The 17,856-nt window shown below is 62.7% G+C and carries 20 protein-coding genes; 16 read left to right on the top strand and 4 right to left on the bottom strand.

What is annotated here, in order from left to right:
- Positions 1-45 precede the first annotated feature (45 nt).
- On the top strand, positions 46-759 hold the full coding sequence (locus RA302_RS16675) for an AzlC family ABC transporter permease (RefSeq protein WP_070160588.1): 714 nt from the start codon (positions 46-48) through the stop codon (positions 757-759).
- Positions 756-1,076, top strand: a complete 321-nt coding sequence (locus RA302_RS16670) for an AzlD domain-containing protein (RefSeq protein WP_007733089.1) — start codon at positions 756-758, stop codon at positions 1,074-1,076. The genes RA302_RS16675 and RA302_RS16670 overlap by 4 nt, the downstream gene beginning before the upstream one ends.
- Here the strand turns inward: RA302_RS16670 and RA302_RS16665 are convergent.
- The gene (locus RA302_RS16665; protein ID WP_007733086.1) at positions 1,062-1,718 is read right to left on the bottom strand and encodes a TetR/AcrR family transcriptional regulator C-terminal domain-containing protein; all 657 of its coding nucleotides are present in this window, start codon (positions 1,716-1,718) and stop codon (positions 1,062-1,064) included. The genes RA302_RS16670 and RA302_RS16665 overlap by 15 nt on opposite strands.
- 175 nt (positions 1,719-1,893) lie before the next feature.
- Between RA302_RS16665 and bioB the strand changes: the two genes are divergently transcribed.
- The 3 genes from bioB to RA302_RS16650 are packed head-to-tail and all read left to right on the top strand — an operon-like array spanning position 1,894 to position 3,730.
- Complete coding sequence (gene bioB / locus RA302_RS16660; RefSeq protein WP_024487821.1) at positions 1,894-2,907, top strand: biotin synthase BioB; 1,014 nt, start codon at positions 1,894-1,896, stop codon at positions 2,905-2,907.
- Positions 2,904-3,128, top strand: a complete 225-nt coding sequence (locus RA302_RS16655; RefSeq protein WP_030537095.1) for a hypothetical protein — start codon at positions 2,904-2,906, stop codon at positions 3,126-3,128. Before bioB ends, RA302_RS16655 begins: the two co-directional genes overlap by 4 nt.
- An 11-nt stretch (positions 3,129-3,139) precedes the next feature.
- Positions 3,140-3,730 carry a DUF2567 domain-containing protein gene (locus tag RA302_RS16650; RefSeq protein WP_007733080.1) on the top strand — a complete coding sequence of 197 codons (591 nt, stop codon included), beginning with the start codon at positions 3,140-3,142 and terminating at the stop codon, positions 3,728-3,730.
- Between the two features lie 11 nt (positions 3,731-3,741).
- Here RA302_RS16650 and RA302_RS16645 read toward each other — a convergent pair whose 3' ends face one another.
- The gene (locus tag RA302_RS16645) at positions 3,742-4,572 is read right to left on the bottom strand and encodes an SDR family oxidoreductase (RefSeq protein WP_037126834.1); all 831 of its coding nucleotides are present in this window, start codon (positions 4,570-4,572) and stop codon (positions 3,742-3,744) included.
- Between the two features lie 83 nt (positions 4,573-4,655).
- On the opposite strand from RA302_RS16645, the gene RA302_RS16640 reads away from it, so the two are divergent.
- The gene (locus RA302_RS16640) at positions 4,656-5,258 is read left to right on the top strand and encodes a TetR/AcrR family transcriptional regulator (RefSeq protein WP_007733070.1); all 603 of its coding nucleotides are present in this window, start codon (positions 4,656-4,658) and stop codon (positions 5,256-5,258) included.
- A 109-nt stretch (positions 5,259-5,367) separates the two neighbouring features.
- Positions 5,368-5,700 carry a short-chain dehydrogenase gene (locus tag RA302_RS16635; RefSeq protein WP_030537093.1) on the top strand — a complete coding sequence of 111 codons (333 nt, stop codon included), beginning with the start codon at positions 5,368-5,370 and terminating at the stop codon, positions 5,698-5,700.
- Positions 5,701-5,714: 14 nt separating this feature from the next.
- Here RA302_RS16635 and RA302_RS16630 read toward each other — a convergent pair whose 3' ends face one another.
- Positions 5,715-6,443 carry an NUDIX domain-containing protein gene (locus RA302_RS16630; protein WP_007733069.1) on the bottom strand — a complete coding sequence of 243 codons (729 nt, stop codon included), beginning with the start codon at positions 6,441-6,443 and terminating at the stop codon, positions 5,715-5,717.
- 102 nt (positions 6,444-6,545) lie between these two features.
- Between RA302_RS16630 and nadA the strand changes: the two genes are divergently transcribed.
- From nadA to nadC, 3 genes are read left to right on the top strand one after another with little or no spacing between them, the layout of a single operon-like run.
- Complete coding sequence (gene nadA, locus RA302_RS16625; protein ID WP_003941702.1) at positions 6,546-7,583, top strand: quinolinate synthase NadA; 1,038 nt, start codon at positions 6,546-6,548, stop codon at positions 7,581-7,583.
- Positions 7,580-9,151 carry an L-aspartate oxidase gene (locus RA302_RS16620; RefSeq protein ID WP_338477321.1) on the top strand — a complete coding sequence of 524 codons (1,572 nt, stop codon included), beginning with the start codon at positions 7,580-7,582 and terminating at the stop codon, positions 9,149-9,151. Before nadA ends, RA302_RS16620 begins: the two co-directional genes overlap by 4 nt.
- Positions 9,151-10,023 (top strand): carboxylating nicotinate-nucleotide diphosphorylase, encoded by an 873-nt coding sequence (gene nadC / locus RA302_RS16615; protein WP_003941805.1) that lies wholly within the window; start codon positions 9,151-9,153, stop codon positions 10,021-10,023. Before RA302_RS16620 ends, nadC begins: the two co-directional genes overlap by 1 nt.
- Before the next feature lie 6 nt (positions 10,024-10,029).
- Here nadC and RA302_RS16610 read toward each other — a convergent pair whose 3' ends face one another.
- Positions 10,030-10,938, bottom strand: coding sequence for a LysR substrate-binding domain-containing protein (locus tag RA302_RS16610; protein ID WP_070160579.1), 909 nt, complete (start codon positions 10,936-10,938; stop codon positions 10,030-10,032).
- A gap of 71 nt (positions 10,939-11,009) precedes the next feature.
- On the opposite strand from RA302_RS16610, the gene RA302_RS16605 reads away from it, so the two are divergent.
- The 6 genes from RA302_RS16605 (at position 11,010) to RA302_RS16580 (ending at position 17,833) form a co-directional block, all read left to right on the top strand.
- The gene (locus tag RA302_RS16605; RefSeq protein ID WP_070160581.1) at positions 11,010-11,903 is read left to right on the top strand and encodes a dihydrodipicolinate synthase family protein; all 894 of its coding nucleotides are present in this window, start codon (positions 11,010-11,012) and stop codon (positions 11,901-11,903) included.
- Between the two features lie 48 nt (positions 11,904-11,951).
- A complete protein-coding gene (locus RA302_RS16600) occupies positions 11,952-13,256 on the top strand; it encodes a DUF222 domain-containing protein (RefSeq protein WP_338477320.1) in 1,305 nt (434 codons plus the stop codon).
- Between the two features lie 123 nt (positions 13,257-13,379).
- The gene (locus tag RA302_RS16595; protein WP_047272184.1) at positions 13,380-13,892 is read left to right on the top strand and encodes a GNAT family N-acetyltransferase; all 513 of its coding nucleotides are present in this window, start codon (positions 13,380-13,382) and stop codon (positions 13,890-13,892) included.
- Between the two features lie 93 nt (positions 13,893-13,985).
- A complete protein-coding gene (locus RA302_RS16590; protein ID WP_083291622.1) occupies positions 13,986-15,977 on the top strand; it encodes a glycosyltransferase family 39 protein in 1,992 nt (663 codons plus the stop codon).
- 34 nt (positions 15,978-16,011) lie between these two features.
- Complete coding sequence (locus tag RA302_RS16585; protein ID WP_065352561.1) at positions 16,012-17,268, top strand: hypothetical protein; 1,257 nt, start codon at positions 16,012-16,014, stop codon at positions 17,266-17,268.
- Between the two features lie 61 nt (positions 17,269-17,329).
- Entirely contained in the window at positions 17,330-17,833 is a 504-nt protein-coding gene (locus RA302_RS16580) for a MarR family transcriptional regulator (RefSeq protein WP_003942377.1), read from the top strand.
- Positions 17,834-17,856: the final 23 nt, after the last annotated feature.

Below are 17,856 nucleotides of genomic sequence, written 5' to 3'. Positions count from 1 at the left end.
TCGTTCTACTTGACGAACGGTGTCACTTCGTTCAACATAGAATACATGCGTTCTTTATGGCGAACAGTTGATCGAGACACGGTTCGGGTGAGCGTGCTGATCTGTCTCTCCGTGGCCATCGTCGGTGTGTCCTACGGTGTGACGGCAGGATCGGCTGGATTCTCGTTGTGGCAGCTTTCGGCGTTGGCTGTACTCGTTCTGGGAGCGTCTTCGGAGTTCTTGTTCATCGGAATCATCGCGGCCGGAGGCGGCGCCGTCGCTGCAGTTGTAGCCGGCTTGCTGATCAACTCCCGAAACTTCGCCTACGGATTGGCAGCGGGATCTTTTCTCGGCGAGGCTCGCCACACGGATTCAGGCTGGCGCAGGTGCTCGGGCTGGCGCAAGTTGGTCGGCGCGCACCTGGTCAACGACGAAAGCGTCGCGGTTGCCATGGCGCAGGGCTCGGTGAAGCAGAAGCGTGCGGCCTTCTGGTTCTGTGGGATCGGGATCGCGGTGTCGTGGCCGATCGGAGCTCTCCTGGGCGGGCTGCTCGGCAGAGTCGTCCGAGACCCCGGCGCGTTGGGATTGGATGCCGCGTTTCCGGTTGTCATTCTGGCCCTTGTCTTGCCTGCGCTGAAGGAAAAGGTGACGCTGCTTGCCGCCCTGATCGGTGCAGCAGTCGCGGTGGCCACGTCGCCGTTCCTGCCGTCGGGTACCGCTCCGCTCGTTGCGCTGCTGAGTATCGCGGTGACGATACCGTTCCGGGAGAAGGTTCGATGAATACCGCGTCGGTCTGGATCGGTATCGTCGTGTTCGCTTGCGGTTCTTACGCTTTGCGGGCAAGTGGCGTTCTGCTCCGCGCTCGGGTGAAGCTCTCCGGCTTCGCCGAGAAAACCCTCGATCGTGCTGTCGTGGTGCTGCTGCTCGCAGTGGTTGTGACATCGACGGTCTTCACCGGGCATGACGTTGCGGGGCCGGCGCGGATGCTCGGCGTGGTGGCCGGAGGCATCTGCGCCTGGTTCAAGGCGCCGTTGGTGGTCGTGGTGATTGTCGCGGCCGGCACTACTGCAGTACTCCGACTGTCAGGAGTGTCGTAGAGCCGATTCGATGGGCGTTGAATCGGGGATCGAATTCAGGCGAGTGCGAATGCCGTCGATGAACAGGTCCAGGCCGAACTGGAAGCGCACTGTCGGATCGCCGTCGAGGAGGTCCTCGTCGGAACCGCCGCCGATCACCTCGGGGGAGTCGGGGGAAATGGGTGCTCTGGTCAGTGCCCCCATTTCTTCCATCTGCGCTCGGGACTGCTCGTCCACGGTATGGCCGAGTACGTAATACAGCAGGGCGTACGCCGCGAGTTGGGCGTGCTCGCGTGAGAGACCGGATTCTTGCCCGGCTTGTACGAAATGCTCGCGCACCTTGCTGTTCGTCATCCGCGAGGCGAAGGTGGCGCTGACCAACTCGGCGCCGTCGCGGTGCGCCAGTAGGGCAGACCGAAGTCTGTGTGCCAGTTCGGAATACGCTTCTTGCCACGTGTCTGCGTCGACGGGGGCGTCGAGGTCTTCGAGGATCTTGTCGACGACCGCGCCCAGCAAGGTCTGTTTGTTCGGGAAGTGCCAGTAGAGAGCGCCGGGTTGGACACCCAGTGACGTTGCGAGCCTGCGCATCGTGAGGTCGGCAAGTCCGAACTCGTCGAGTATCGCCATGGCGCCGTCCAGCACGTCGCCGCGTCGCAACTGCACTTGTTGTTCCCCTCGTTTCGTCCCGCTGTGGACCGCTCGCGATCGGATGTCGATCGGATGTCGATCGGACCCGCCTTTGACAGTATTCCACCACGTCTCTAACGTGAACACCGTTCAACTTGTACGGTGTTCAATTTTGCTGGTTTCGAAGGAGACGTCTGTGACCCCGCCCCCGATTAGCACGGCCCCTGCGACGGTCGACATCCTCGACCAGGCGCGCGAGCAAGTTCTCGAAAGAGGAGTTGGCCTGACCGAAAGCCAGGTGCTCGACGTACTCCGACTCGACGACGACAGGCTCGAAGACCTGCTGGCTCTCGCCCACGATGTGCGTATGAAGTGGTGTGGACCGGAGGTCGAGGTCGAGGGCATCATCAGCCTGAAGACGGGCGGCTGCCCTGAGGACTGCCATTTCTGCTCGCAGTCCGGACTCTTCCAGTCGCCGGTTCGCGCGGCGTGGTTGGACATCCCGAGCTTGGTGGAAGCTGCCAAGCAGACTGCGAAGTCGGGCGCTACCGAGTTCTGCATCGTGGCCGCCGTCCGCGGACCCGACGCCCGGTTGCTCGCTCAGGTTGCCGCAGGCATCGAGGCGATCCGCAACGAGGTCGACATCCAGATCGCCTGCTCGCTCGGCATGCTCACCCAGGAGCAGGTCGACCAACTGGCCGCCATGGGTGTGCACCGGTACAACCACAACTTGGAAACTTCGAAGTCGCATTTCCCGAACGTCGTGACCACGCACTCGTGGGAAGAGCGGTGGAACACGCTTCGGATGGTTCGCGAAGCAGGCATGGAAGTGTGCTGCGGCGGAATCCTCGGCATGGGCGAATCGCTGGAGCAGCGCGCAGAATTCGCGGCCAACCTGGCTGAACTGGAGCCGGACGAGGTCCCGCTCAACTTCCTCAACCCGCGTCCGGGTACCCCGTTCGGTGATCTGGACGTGTTGCCCGCCAGCGAGGCGCTCAAGTCCGTGGCGGCATTCCGTCTCGCGCTGCCTCGCACGATCCTGCGCTTCGCGGGTGGACGCGAGATCACTCTCGGCGACCTGGGTGCCAAGCAGGGCATCCTCGGCGGAATCAACGCCGTGATCGTCGGCAACTATCTGACGACCCTCGGACGTCCCGCCGAGAAGGATCTGGATTTGTTGGTGGATCTGCAGATGCCGATCAAAGCACTGAACGACACTCTGTGAGCACTCCGGTGACCGAGGAGCGGTACAACCCGTTCACCGGGCGTCGGATCGTCGACGGCGTCGACGATCCGACGCCGCCTGCGGCGTCGATGGGGCTCGAGCCTCCTCGCTTCTGCGAGCAGTGCGGGCGCCGCATGATCGTTCAGGTCAGCCCTGACGGATGGTGGGCGAAATGCTCCCGACACGGTGTCGTCGACTCGATCGACGTCGCCCGCAGGTAGCGTCACTCTGTGTGATCTCTCTTCGGCAGATTCGTCTGCGCACCGCGATCGTGATCGCCGCAACCATTGCGGGCGTGAGCGTGCTCGTCGGTGTGCTGTGGGCGTTCTTGGCTCCGGCCGAGCACCTGTTGGTGGTGTCCGAGGGGCGCGGCGTCGCGTTGACGGGTGAGAGCCTTCATCAGTTCGACGCGAGCGCCGTGTTCATCTGGCTGGCACTGATCGTCGGTGTGCTGTCGGCGGTGGCGGCCTGGTTGGCACGCCTGAGTCGAGGTCCTTATGCCCTGGGCGGGTTGATAGTCGGTTCAGTGGCAGGTACCGGACTGATGGCACTCGTGGGTTCGGGCGTGACAAAACTGCGTTTCCCCACGGCCGACAATCCGGCGGTCGGGGAGATCATTGCGCGGGCCCCGAACGTCGGAACTTTGCTCGTGCTTCTGTTTCAGCCGCTCGCGGCGTGCGTCGTGACATTGGTTCTTGCAGTGCTCAATCCGTACGACGACCTCGGGGTGGGGGACCACCCGGAATCCGGGGATCCGGAATCTGGGGATCCGGCCACCGACACCGAACAGGCCGAAGTCGAAAGCCAGCCGAAACTTCCGTAACTGTTGCGTCGCTACGCCGGCGAGGTCGACGAACGCTTGGTTTCGGCTTTCATTCGCACGTCACCCAACAGTCGCCCGGAAATCAGCGCGCCCAACCGGCGGGTTGCGAAGCGAGTGCTGATCGAGGACACCCAGTTCGGCAGTCCCGATACGACGGTCGGCGGCGCGTAGCGTCGATCCAGTGCTCGGAAAGCGGTGTCCACCACCTGAGTTGCCGTCTGCATTCGCCCGACCGCCGCGTCTTCGGAGCCGACTACGTCGAAGAACTCGGTGCGCGTCGGACCGGGGCACACCGCCAATACAGTCAATCCGCTGCCGCGAGCTTCGGCCCAGAGTGCTTCGGTGAAGTTGAGTACAAACGCCTTGGACGCGCCGTAGACGGCCATGCCCGGTGTCGGCTGGAACGACGCTGTGCTGGCGACGTTGACCAGTGCTCCGCGGCCGGTGAGAAGGTCGGGCAGGAATGTGTGTGTCAGCTCGACCAGCGTGGCGATGTTGAGCTGAATCTCGGACGTGACGCGCTCGAGATCTTCGTCCACGAATGCCCCGTGTGTTCCGAATCCGGCGTTGTTGATCAGCGAGTCGACGGTGATGCCACGGTTTGTCAGCTCCTGGTGCAGCGATGCACCGACGCCGGGTGCGGCCAGGTCGGCGGGCAGGACTGTCACGATGATGCCGTGGGCGCCACGGAGTTCGGTGGCGAGTGCCTCGAGGCGGTCGGCCCGCCTGGCGACCAGAACCAGGTTTGCGCCGCGAGCGGCAAAGCGATGAGCGAATTCCACTCCGAGCCCAGCGCTGGCTCCGGTGATGAGGACGGTGGTTCCGGCTACGTCGATGGCCATGGTGGCTCCTTCGGTTCGGGTGATCCCAAATGTAGGCACTGACACCATAGTTGTCAATGACAACATTTTGATATGGTGCCACCATGCCCGCCCACGAACAGCCGTATCATCACGGCAGCCTGCGACAGGAACTCCTGGCGTCGGCCGAAGCAACACTCGAACGAGATGGCGTCGACAAGTTGTCGCTGAGGCAACTCGCGCGTGAGGCGGGCGTGAGCCACGCGGCTCCGGGCAAGCACTTTCGTGATCGCCAGGCTTTGCTCGATGCCTTGGCCGAAAGTGGATTCCATCGGATGACCGGTGCGCTCGAGCGGGCAGTCGCGGATGCTCCACCGACCGCGAGGGCCCGGTTCTCCTCGCTCGCCAATGCCTACGTGGATTTTGCGCTGGAGCATCCGGGCCTGCTCTCTCTGATGTACAGCAACAAGCATGCGCCGGGCGCCGCCGAAACTGTCGTCAACGCGGGGCACGCGACGATGGACCTGACCGTCCGGCTCGTTTCGGAAGCTCAGGCCGCAGGTGACATTGCCGCCGGTGATCCGGAAAGTATTGCGCTGGTTGCCTTTGCGACGTTCCACGGCGTCGCGACGCTTGCTGCGGGCGGAATGTTGGGCGACGTGCCGGTGGGCGAGGTGGTGAACGCGGCCTCGACGGTCTTCTGGGCGGGCCTTTCCAGGGCTGTCTGAGGTGGGGCGCGCAATTCCCCAGAGTTCTCACAGAACCAGCACAAGGGAAGCACAAGATTGCGGACTTACATAGGAGTCAAGAAGATTGATTCCGAGTGGAGGTTCGGCAATGAGTGTTTCAGAGAACGCCGCCAACAGGGGAGTTGTACTTGTCACGGACATCGGATTCGAGCACGGTGCGCGCACGGCCGCCGAGTTTCTCGACGCTGGTTGGAGCGTGGCAGTCACGGCGCGGACGGTCACCGAATTGGTTCGCGTCATGGCGGGAAAACCTGCCCATCGCTTCTTTGCGATTGTCGCCGATCCGACGGATCGTTGGCAGGCCGATCGGATTCTCGATCGGGTGACGACTCGGTTCGGTGTAATCAACCGGGTCATCGATCCGGCCGGCGCCGTGACCTCGGTGTGGTTGCAGCGCGGAAGTCTCGAAGCTGTTGCCTGACAGTGCGATCGGTGTCAGCTTGGCGGCCGTAGTGCGGCGAATTCGTCGGTGACCCGCAAGGTGGAGTCGGTGAAACGGTACAGGGCGGGTGGACGTCCACCCGACTTGCCGGACGGTGCGGTGTTGCCGGTGGGAGTCAGAACGCCTCGACGCCCCAGCACGCGTTGCAAATTGGTGGCATCGACCTGGTAACCGAGGGCAGCGCAGTAGATTTCGCGCAGTGTCGACATCGCGAATTCTTCCGGGGCCAGCCCGAATGCGATGTTGGTGTACGAGAGTTTCGCGGCAAGTCGATTGCGCGCGTGCCGTACGACGGTTCCGTGGTCGAACGACATCTCCGGCAACTTCGAAACGGGGTGCCAGGCCGTGTCCGGTGGCAGTTGTGGGTCGGCGCTGAGGGGAACGAGTCCGAGGAAGGTCGACGCGATGCGGCGCGGACCCGGCACGCGCTGTGGATCACTGAAGACGGAGAGCTGTTCGAGGTGGGCGACCTTTCGTAGGTCGACCTTCTCGGCGAGGAGTCGTCGAGCGGAGGTCGTCAGGTCCTCGTCGTCGCGCAGAGTGCCCCCGGGCAGGGACCACGTGCCCTTCTGTGGGTTGAGTGCACGCTGCCACAGCAGCACGGCCAACTCTTCACGACCTTGCGGGCAGTGATCGCCGTCACCTGCGGCGATGCTTGCGGGGAAGGTGCGAACTTGGAACACCGCTGCAAGCACTTCGTGGGTGGTGTTACTATTGGGCACGTTTTCGATCCTAAGTCGAAAACCTCGAATACGGAAATCCGGGCCAGCCCGTCCGGATTTGAACTGGGTGACGAGCCCGGGTTCACGGTGAAGGAGAACGCCATGACGACCACGACGTTATGGGAGGGATCGGCCTCGCAGATTCACGACGGCCCCGGCGGATACAACGGAGTCGAAGCGACCCCCGAGTGGGCCGCTGAGATCAAACGTCTGGCTCGCGAACGCGGCGCGACGATTCTTGCGCACAACTACCAGCTGCCTGCGATTCAGGACGTCGCCGATCATGTCGGTGACTCCCTGGCGCTGTCGCGAATCGCTGCCGAGGCGCCCGAGGACACGATTGTCTTCTGCGGTGTGCACTTCATGGCCGAGACCGCGAAGATCCTGTCGCCGTCCAAGACCGTGCTGATCCCGGACGAGCGAGCCGGCTGCTCTCTGGCCGACTCGATCAATGCCGAGCAGCTTCGTGAGTGGAAGGCCGACAACCCGAACGCCCTGGTGGTGTCGTACGTGAACACAACCGCAGAGGTGAAGGGTCTCACCGACATCTGCTGCACCTCGTCCAATGCGGTCGACGTGGTCAACTCGATCGATCCCGACCGCGAGGTTCTGTTCCTGCCGGACCAGTTCCTGGGAGCTCACGTCAAGCGCGTGACGGGCCGTACCAACATGCAGATCTGGGCTGGTGAGTGCCACGTGCACGCCGGCATCAACGGTGACGAGCTGACGGCCAAGTCCAAGTCGCACCCGGACGCCGAGCTGTTCGTGCACCCTGAATGTGGTTGCGCTACTTCGGCTCTGTACCTAGCAGGTGAAGGCGCGGTCCCCGCGGACAAGGTCAAGATTCTCTCCACCGGCGGAATGCTCGACGCTGCCCGCGTCACCAAGAGCAAGCAGGTTCTGGTCGCGACCGAGATCGGGATGCTGCACCAGTTGCGCAAGGCAGCGCCCGACGTCGATTTCCAGGCCGTCAACGACCGCGCGTCGTGCCCGTACATGAAGATGATCACGCCTGCCGCGTTGCTTCGCTGCCTTCTCGAGGGCAAGGACGAGGTCCACGTCGATCTCGAGATGGCCAAGCGTGCACAGAAGTCGGTGCAGCGCATGATCGAGATCGGTAATCCGGGCGGCGGCGAGTGACCAGCCCTGCCGGGCGTTTCGCCTGGGAGGCTCATGCCGACCTGGTCGTCGTGGGAGGCGGTGTCGCGGGCCTCACCGCTGCGCGCACCGCTTCTCTGCGGGGATTGAAAGTACTCACGGTCAGCAAGGGCGGTCCGACGGACACCGCGACTCAGTACGCGCAGGGCGGCATCGCGGTCGTCGACGATCTGAATACCGATTCCGTCGAGTCGCACGTTTCGGATACGTGTGAGGCCGGCGTCGGTTTGTGCGACGAGGAAGCCGTCTATTCCATCGTCGAAGCTGGTCACGACGCTGTTGCTGCGCTGGCCGCGTTGGGAGCGGTCTTCGATCGCGGGCGAGACGGCGAGGTGTCGCGCACCCGCGAGGGTGGGCACAGCACGCGTCGGATCATCCATGCCGGCGGCGACGCCACTGGCGCGGAAGTGCAGCGGGCTCTCAATGCTGCCGGGCTCCCCGTTCTGTTCGGTGCAGCGGCAGTCCAGGTGGTGACCAACCGGCGTGGGGTGTGCGGACTCATCGTCTCCTCGCCGGAAGGCCTCGGAGTGATCCATGCGCCCGCGGTGCTGCTCGCTACCGGCGGACTCGGTCAGCTGTATGCCTGCAGCACAAATCCGCCCGGAGCGACTGCCGACGGAATCGCGTTGGCACTCGAAGCCGGTGCGGCGATTGCGGACCTGGAGTTCGTTCAGTTCCATCCGACGGTGCTCTTCACTCCGGGCGGGGTAGGCCGCCGACCCCTGATCAGTGAGGCGGTCCGCGGCGAGGGCGCGATTCTTGTCGACACCAACGGTGATTCGGTCACCGCAGGTGTTCATCCGCTGGGTGATCTCGCCCCGCGTGACGTGGTCTCGAGGGCAATCGCAGCACGCCTACGCGATCTCGGCACTGATCACGTCTATCTCGACGCTCGCAAGCTCGACGGTTTCGATTCGAGATTCCCGACCATCACGGCGTCCTGCCTCGAAGCGGGCATCGATCCACGCACCCAATTAATTCCGGTCGCCCCGGCCGCGCACTATTCGTGCGGCGGAGTCGCCACCGACGTCCATGGACGAACGGGAGTGCCTGGTCTCTACGCAGCAGGCGAAGTGGCTCGCACGGGATTGCACGGCGCGAATCGTCTTGCGTCCAACAGCCTTCTCGAGGGTTTGGTAGTCGGGGAGCGTGCAGGAATCGCAGCTGCCGAGCGTCGCGAGGTTCATGCCGAAGTGGTCAACGTGGTGCGCAAGCCGATGCCGATCCTGCCGCGAGAGACCGTGCAGTCCGTCATGACGGCACACGCGTCAGTGGTTCGCGACGGAGGCAGTCTCCAGATTGCGCGAGCCGCGCTTGCCGACGCCGAACAGACAGTGGCGGTGGCTGCTCCGGACCTCGAAGACGCGGCGCTCACGTTGACCGCGACTGCATTGGTCGACGTGGCCGTGGCGCGAACCGAGAGCCGTGGCTGCCATACCCGCACCGACTATCCTGAAACAGATCCGAATCAGCGTCGCAGCACTCGGATCAAGATGGGTGCCGACGGAGCGCTCGAAATACCCGACATGTTGTTGACAGGAGTTCATTGATGACCGAGCAGAAGATCCTGCCCGCGCCGCTCGACCGTGACGAGCTGCTCACATTGGTCAGGCTCGCTCTGGACGAGGATCTGCGCTATGGACCCGACATCACTTCTACCGCAACGGTTCCCGCCGATGCGGTCGCGAAGGCGTCGGTCGTCTCACGCTCCTCGGGTACTGTCGCCGGCATCGACGTCGGACTGCTTGTTCTCGACGAGGTGATCGGCGCGGGTAACTACGAGGTCGTTGATCGGGTGGCCGACGGAACTCGGGTTGCGCCAGGTCAATCGGTGCTCACCGTTGTCGCGCCCACCCGCGGACTTCTCACGGCAGAGCGCACGATGCTCAACCTCGTCTGCCATCTCTCGGGAATCGCCACGGCGACATCACAGTGGGTCGACGCCATCGCCGGCACTCATGCCAAAGTGCGGGACAGCCGAAAGACGCTGCCCGGACTGCGTTCTCTGCAGAAATATGCAGTCCACGTGGGCGGAGGCGTCAACCACCGTATGGGATTGGGCGACGCGGCGTTGATCAAGGACAACCATGTTGCTGCTGCCGGTTCGGTGGTCGCAGCACTTCGTGCGGTCCGTGAGCTCGCCCCGGACATCGAGTGCGAAGTTGAGGTCGACAACCTCACTCAGCTCGATCAGGTGCTGGCGGAGAATGTGGAACTTGTTCTGCTGGACAACTTCCCGCTGTGGCAGACGCAGATCGCGGTCCAGCGCCGAGACGCTGTTGCTCCAGAAACCAAACTCGAGTCATCCGGTGGTCTCACCATCGACGTTGCCGCAGAGTACGCCCGAACCGGCGTCGACTACCTCGCTGTCGGTGCCTTGACGCACTCGGTGACGGTCCTCGACCTCGGGCTCGACATGTAGGTGTCGCTATTGCTCGGCGTCGAGCAGTTGCGGGACGGCCGAGCGAAGCGCGTTTGTCACGGTTGCGACCGCCGGGTGAGCGTCGGAGCCCGCTCGGTGTGCAATCTTCGTCCTTCGTCGAATGTGCATCGGCGTCAGGCGCACACCTAGCGGCGGATGGATTGCTCCGAGTTCAGGAACCAGCGAAACACCCTGTCCCGCAGCGACGAGGGCGAGAACGGTGGCGAATTCGTCGATGTGGTGTCGCACTTTCGGGGTGAATCCAGCTGCCTGGCATGCGCGAATAGTCATTGCATGACAAGCAGTTCCGGGAATTGCGGTAATCCAGGGACGTTCTACGCAGTCGGTCAGTGATGCGACAGCGTCGTGGGGATCTGACTCGATGTCACTCGAAGCGAGGTACACGGCTTCGCTGCACAGCGGCAATGTCGTCAGGCCCGGTTCGGTGGGGCGAGGGACGAAGTCGTAGTCGTGAATCAACGCCAAGTCCAGAGTCCCAGCTCGTAGGTCGTCGGCGACGTCCGCCGGGTCGATCTCCGAAACCATCGGTTCCAACCCGGGATGCTCGCGAGACAGGGCGATCAATGCCGCCGGGAGGATCGCCCGTGCCGCGGTCGGGAACGTTCCAATGCGCAGCGGCCCCGCCAGTCCACGACGTGCGTCGACCAATTCACCTGACGCCTGCTCCAGGCGTTGCAGGATGGCTTCGGCATGACGTGCGAGGTTCTCACCGGCGGGTGTGAGTCGGACGCGACGGCCTGTTCGTTCCAGCAGCGGCACGCCGGCTTCACGTTCGAGGACGGCCAACTGCTGCGACACCGCGGAGGGACTGAACGACAGCGCCTCGGCAACGGCAACGATGGTTCCGCGCAGCGCTAGTTCGCGCAAGAGCTTCAGTCGGCGAACATCGAGCATCAGCTCAGCTTACGCTCGACGATGGAAATGCGAACTAGACCTACAAGGTTTGTTCGGTGAGGCTGAGTTCTATGACTACGACTCGAGTTGACCTGGCCGGAATCCATGTTCCACTGATCACGCCCTTCGAGAGCGACGGTCGTATTGCAACCGATGCACTCGAACAGCTTGCGCACCAGGTCCTCTCCGAGGGTGCGGTCGGACTCGTTGCGCTGGGGACTACAGCGGAAGCCGCAACACTCATCGAGCAGGAGAGAGTGACCGTTCTGGATATCTGTGCGAATGTGTGCCGTGCGAGAGGCGCGACGTTGATCGTCGGCGCGGGCAGTAACGACACGGTGGCCAGTGCGCAGGCGCTCGGGAGGCTGGCTCGGTGGCCTGAGGTCTCGGCGGCGTTGGTGCCGGTTCCCTCCTTCACGAGGCCTTCGAAAGCCGGTGTGGTGGCGCATTTCGCGCATCTGCAGTCGTCGAGCCCAGTGCCGCTGATCGTCTATCACGTGCCGTACCGGACTGCGTGCGATCTGGACAGCGGCACTTTACAGGAGGTGGGTACTTTGCCCGGGGTTGTTGGTGTGAAGTATGCCGCGGGCGGTATCGACGCAGCTGCCGTCGAACTCTTCGCGGATCTTCCGGGCGACTTCGCCGTACTGGCGGGGGATGATCTATTTCTCGCGCCTCTTCTGGCCTTGGGTGCGGCCGGTGGCATCTTGGCGTCCGCTCATGTGTCGACCGCTGAGTTCGTCCGCTTGGTAAAAGCTTGGGACAGTGGCGATGTGGACGGCGCCCGTGACCTCGGGCGGAGTTTGTCGAAGCTGTCCGGAGCTCTGTTTTCCGAACCGAACCCGACTGTGATCAAGGGCGTATTGCATGCGTTGGGACAGATTCCGACTCCCCATGTGCGACTGCCGTTGCTACCTGCGGGTGACGAATCGGTAGCGCGGGCGCTCGAGGTCTACCACTCTTGACTCGAACGGGTGTTCGAGTATGATTTGAGGAGGGGATCGGGGGATTCAATGACTGTCTTGTTGTCGGATGTGGTGTCAGGTTCTGCGGTGGGGTTGCGCGGACGGTTGTGGCAGTTGACTGCTGCCGAGTTGCGTGCTGCTGCTGTCGAGGCGAGTGCGGAGATTCTGCGCCTGGAAGCCGTTCGTGTGGCGGTGGTCGACGAACTTTCGTTGCGTTCCGATGATCAGGTGATTGCCAGCCGCGGTGTGGGTGCGTGGTTGGCGGCGAACACGATGCTGCAGGTTCGGGACGGGAAGAAGATCGCCGTGTTGGGTGCGGCGTTGCGGCCGTTTCCTGCGGTGGCGGCTCGGTTCGATGGCGGGGATTGTTCGTTCGAGCATGCGGTGTTGATCGTGGCGTTCTGTGAGTCACCGCCGAAGGGGATGCCGGAGGAGGCGCTCCCGAAGTGCATCGATTTGTTGTTGGCTGCTGCGTCGGGTGTGGAGGCGACGACGACGAAGGTGCGGAACGTAATCGCGACCTTGGAGCGGTTGTTCGAATCGGATGAGATCCCGCCCGCCGAGGATGTCGATCTCAATGAGTTGCGGATCGCGTCGACCTTGAACGGCCGGGTGGTGGTGCGTGGTGATTTCGGCGCTCTCACCGGTGAAATGCTGCTGTCGGCCCTGTCGAATCTGACGATGCCGACCCCGGCACCGGACGGGACTCCCGATGCTCGGTCGGCGGCGAAGCGGACCGCGGACGGGTTCACCGAACTGATCCGGCGTTACCTGGACTGCGCGAGGACTGGCACCGATGGTGGTCAGCGTCCGCATGTGAATGTGCACATCAATGCTCGGGATCTGGCTGAGCATCGGGACTGCGCCGCAACACCCTCCATGGCTGGTGGTGGAGTGGCTGTGTCTGATCTTGATGTCGGGCACATGCCGTGGCTCGGACCACTGTCCGTGTCACAGACCAGACTCCTCGGCTGCGACTGCTTCCTCTCCACCGTCCTGCTCGACGATCACGGCGCACCGCTCGATGCGAAACCCGGAAAACGATTGGTCACCCCCGAACAGCGAGTGGCGTTGATCGCCCGAGACAAGGGCTGCGCGTTCCCGGGCTGCACATGTGTACCGGCGTGGACCGATGCGCACCATATCCGGCACTGGGCGAACGGTGGGCCGACGGTGATGAACAACCTGGTCCTGCTGTGCCGTTCACATCACCGGCTGATGCACCGGAAATCAGGGTTCGTCGGGAAATGGGATATCCGGATCGGTGTCGACAACAAACCCTGGTTCATCCCGCCACCCTCGATCGACCCCGGGCAGCACCCACGGCCGGCCAACACCACATTCAAAACCTGACTGAGTGGTGACACCCGTTCAGGCGCACAACTTCACGCCGATAGGCTTCAACTCGTAGATACACCCGGGTTGGGGCCTGGAGGCCGTGTTGTTGTGAACGGCTGCAGATATGGGGGAGGTCATATGGTTGTGGACGTTGTGCAAGCGGTCGAGACCGATGGGCCGGAGATTCTGGCGCTGCGGCACGCGGCAGAAGACTGGTTGGCAGAACGCGGAATCATCCAGTGGCGCCCGCGTGAAGTGTCTGTCGAGCAGGTCGAGCAGCAGATTTCGAGAGGGGAGTTCTTTGTTGCGCGAGACCGGGAGCAGTCGAGGATTGTCGGTGCCCTGCGGTTGATCTGGTCGGACCCTGTGGTCTGGCCCGATTCGAACGAGCCTGCCGGCTACGTGCACGGATTGGTTATCGATCGAGAATTCTCGGGAACCTCGATGGGCGAACGCTTACTCGTCTGGGCCCATCGACGGTCCGCGGACGAGAACGCGCAGTACCTGCGGCTCGATTGTGTAGAAACCAACGTGCGGTTGCGCCGCTACTACTTGGACGCCGGTTTTACCGAGGTAGGGCGTCGTGACTTCGGAGACGATGCCGACACCGGTTGGTTCAGCGTCGTGCTGTTCGAGCGCTCCCTGACCTGAGCCATTCACAGCAACTTTCCAGCCGGCTCCCAGTGCCGCCAGGGTTGGAGACGCGATCGTTGGCAGGACAGTAACTCGTGAAGGGACTTCCTGATGACCGCCGTTCTGCATTCGGCCCCGCCTCGGCGGCCGGCACCAACTGCCCATCGCGCGGAGCCCTCGCCGTCGTGGTTCCGCACGCGCAGTGCAGGATTGGCGCTGACGATCCTGTTGGCGGCAACGGCAGTCCTGTATTTGTGGAATCTGACCGCGAGTGGCTACGCCAACACCTTCTACGCTGCGGCGGCGCAGGCCGGCTCCCAGAATTGGAAAGCGTGGTTCTTCGGTTCCCTCGATACCTCGAATTTCATCACGGTCGACAAACCGCCCGCTTCATTGTGGGTCATGGGTGTGTCCGGACGAATCTTCGGATTCTCGAGTGCCAGTCTTCTAGTTCCGCAGGCGTTGATGGGCGTCGGATCAGTTGCGCTCGTGTATGCGGCCGTCAAACGAGTGGCGTCGCCCGCTGCGGGTTTGGTGGCGGGAGCTGTGTTGGCAGCTACGCCCGCTGCCGCCCTGATGTTCAAGTTCGACAATCCTGATGCACTGTTGGTTCTGCTCATGACTCTTGCCGGCTACTTCGTGATTCGGGCTATGGGCACGGCGATCGGTCGTCGAGCCGCGATGTGGGTGGCGCTCGCAGGAGTAGCGCTGGGCTTTGCCTTTCTCACCAAGATGCTGCAAGGGCTGATGGTGTTGCCTGCATTCGGTGCCGCGTATTTGATCGCCGGACAGGTGCGCTTGCGGACTCGCCTGGTCCACCTGGTGATCGGTGCTGCGTCCGTTGTCATATCGGCTGGGTGGTGGGTGTTGGCAGTGTGGCTGTGGCCCGCTGATTCTCGCCCGTACATCGGCGGATCGACCAACAACAGCGTCATGGACTTGGTAGTGGGATACAACGGATTGGGTCGACTTTTCGGGAGCACCGGTGGCGGTGGCGGAATGGCCGGTGGCAGTGCAGGTTCGAGCTTCGGGGGAAGTGCCGGACTCGAACGGCTGTTCGGCAGCGAGATGGGTATCCAGATTTCCTGGCTTATTCCTGCGGCTTTGATTGCGCTGGTGTTCGGCCTGCTCGCCTGTGGGCGCGCACCGCGCACAGATCTTGTCCGTGCGTCGTTGATCCTTTGGGGTGGCTGGTTTCTCGTTACCGGCCTGATCTTCAGCTACATGTCCGGCACGATCCACCCCTACTACACAGTTGCGCTGGCGCCCGCCGTCGCGGGGATGATCGGGACCGGTGGATACGCTCTGTGGTTGGTCCGTGCCCGTTGGATCGGACGTTGCGGGTTGGCTGCGACGATGCTGGCCGCAGGAATCTGGAGCTGGGTGTTGTTGCACCGCAATGCCGACTGGCTGCCGATGCTGAAGTGGATTCTGTTGGCGGGCACTGTCGTCGGCGCGATCCTGGTTCTCGTGGGAGCTAAGGATCGATTTCGCAAGCTCGCTGTCGCTGGATTGATTCTTGGATCGTTGGCAGGGATAACCGGTTCTGCGTCTTACGCGATTGCCACTGCCGCAACAGCGCACGGTGGGTCCATCCCGACGGCCGGACCGACCGGCGCCGTGTCCGACTCCGGAATCGGCGGGGGAGGAGGCATGGGTGGGGGCCCAGAGCTGCAAAACGGTGACGCTCCGCCGAATTCTTCTGACGCGACTGTAAATCCGGCGTCGAACGGGCAAGAACTGAGTAGCGGCAGCGAAAGTGCTTCCGAGTTGACGGCAATGCTGGTCAATGCGGGCACCACGTGGTCGGCCGCGACCAACGGTTCGCAAAGCGCAGCGACCTACGAGTTGGCCAGCAATACCGCGGTGATGGCGATCGGCGGTTGGAGTTCCGATCCCGCACCGACATTGGATCAATTCATCCAGTACGTGGCAGACGGAAAAATTCACTACTACATTGCGGGTAGCCAGGGCGGAAGCCAGAGAGAGGGCCAAAGCGGGGACAGCACGTCGAGTGCCATCCAGGAATGGGTCGAAGCCAATTTCGCATCGACGACCGTGGGAAATTCCACGGTTTACGACCTCACTGGGTATGTCGGATAGTGACGTAGTTGTTGCCGTAGGCAATGATCGAGAAATGTCTGGGCGCACCGCACACGAGTCGAACCGTCGCCGCGAGCAATGGACCTGGCGTGACGGGCTGGTGATCGTCTCGATCGTCGCCTTGGGAACTGTTGTCGCGGCGGTGACGAACGAGGACACGGGCACGTCGATTCCCGGCTGCGATTCGGTGGCATCGCCGGGTCCGCCGGTGCGTATCAACTACGGTTTTGCCGGTGAGCCCGGTTATGACGACCCGGACTATCCATGGTTCTCGGGACCGAAGGCCACCGCCATGAGCGACGCACTACTCGAATCGCTGCCTTCCGATGTCGACGTTGCATTTGCGAGTCCATCGAAATCGCTCGAGTTTGCGCCGATCCAGAATTACCGGGGTGCCTCGTTTCCTGACGGGGTCGACCCGATCGAGTTCAGCGGTTCTACGTCGGCGAAGGGAACCTTGACTCGCGTCGGGCGGACTGCGGATATCTCGGTTCAGGTGCGTGCATGGGATCAGCCGGTGCCGCCGTGCTTGGAGGGTCTGGTGGATCGGCGGGAGCATCTCGAAAACGGAACAGTGCTCGACATCGCCGATTTCGAGGACAGAGCCGATTTCGAAGACAAAGACGGTTCGGAAGTCGGGGGCGAGCGCGGAGTCGTCGCGTATCTCGGTGATGGATCCCGGGTTGTTGCCAGCGTCGACACGTCGACCGGAACTTCGTCGGATGCTTCCCCGCTCTTGACGATGGACGAACTGATCGCGTTAGCGACCGCGCCGGGGCTTGCGGTGACTGCGCCGGTTCCAGACTCGACGCCGCCGCCGATGGCATCCTGCTACACCGATTCTGTGAATGCCGGTCCACCTGCGTCGCGCATGGATATCGACCGACTGAATCAGTTGCTCGATGCACGTTGGAAGGATCTCGGCGCGGCAGGCGTCACTTTGGAGCGCCCGCTCGGTTCGTTGGTTCCAGATGATTACGGACAGGGAGGAGTGTGCGAGCGGATCGTCGCCTCGACAGCGGACGGCAGCAGCGATGTCGAAATATCAGTTGGTAACGCTGTGCCGGAACCGGGTGACACACTGACGTTGCCAGGCTCCACCACCGTGACTCGCCTGGTCGATCCCGATGGCTCGGGCGATGACACGGTCCGGGTTGTTCACCCCTCCGGCGAAACAGTAGTGGTGACCCAGTTCGTGACATCGGCTGGCTCCACATCGGCGTCGCCTTTGACAATCGAACAGCTCGAGTTCATCGCAACCACTCCAGGGCTGGTGATTTCGGCTCGGTGACGGTGTTGCTGGCACAATAGTGGCGAATTGTTCGTACCCAGAGACGTCGGAGGCTCAACGAATGGGCGATGCCAGCCCTGCTCGCGGTGACGACTTCTCCACGTGGTTTATCGATCAGTTCTCCGTGTACTGGCAGTCCGGCGGTGGGGCCCGCATCGAAGGACGTATTGCGGGCTATCTGCTGATCAGCGAGTCGCCAGGGGTCAGCGCCGAAGAGTTGGCGCAGGCACTCGGAGCAAGTCGCGGATCGGTGTCCACCTACATTCGTCGGTTGATCGACCGGGGGTTCGTCAAGCTCACGCGCAAGCCTCGGGATCGGACTCACTACTACGTCATGGATTCCGACGTGTGGGGCGGATTCCTCGAAACAGAGCACGTGTATCTCGAGAATCAACGCAAGCTTGCGACCGAGGCCCTGCAGTACGCAAATCCCAACGGTCCCGCGTACATTCGTGTGCTCAACATGCGCGATTACATGGGGTGGATCATCGACAATCGCATGCTGAGCAGTGAGTGGATGCGATTCAAAGCTGAACGCGACGGCAAGAAACCCGCGTCCGAATAGGACGCGGATTTCTCGATCGCACG

Origin of the sequence: Rhodococcus sp. DN22 (assembly GCF_036669995.1) — a bacterium.
Lineage (GTDB): Bacteria > Actinomycetota > Actinomycetes > Mycobacteriales > Mycobacteriaceae > Rhodococcus_F > Rhodococcus_F erythropolis.
Note: the sequence above shows the minus strand (reverse complement) of the source record. Positions and strands in the feature narration are given on the sequence as shown.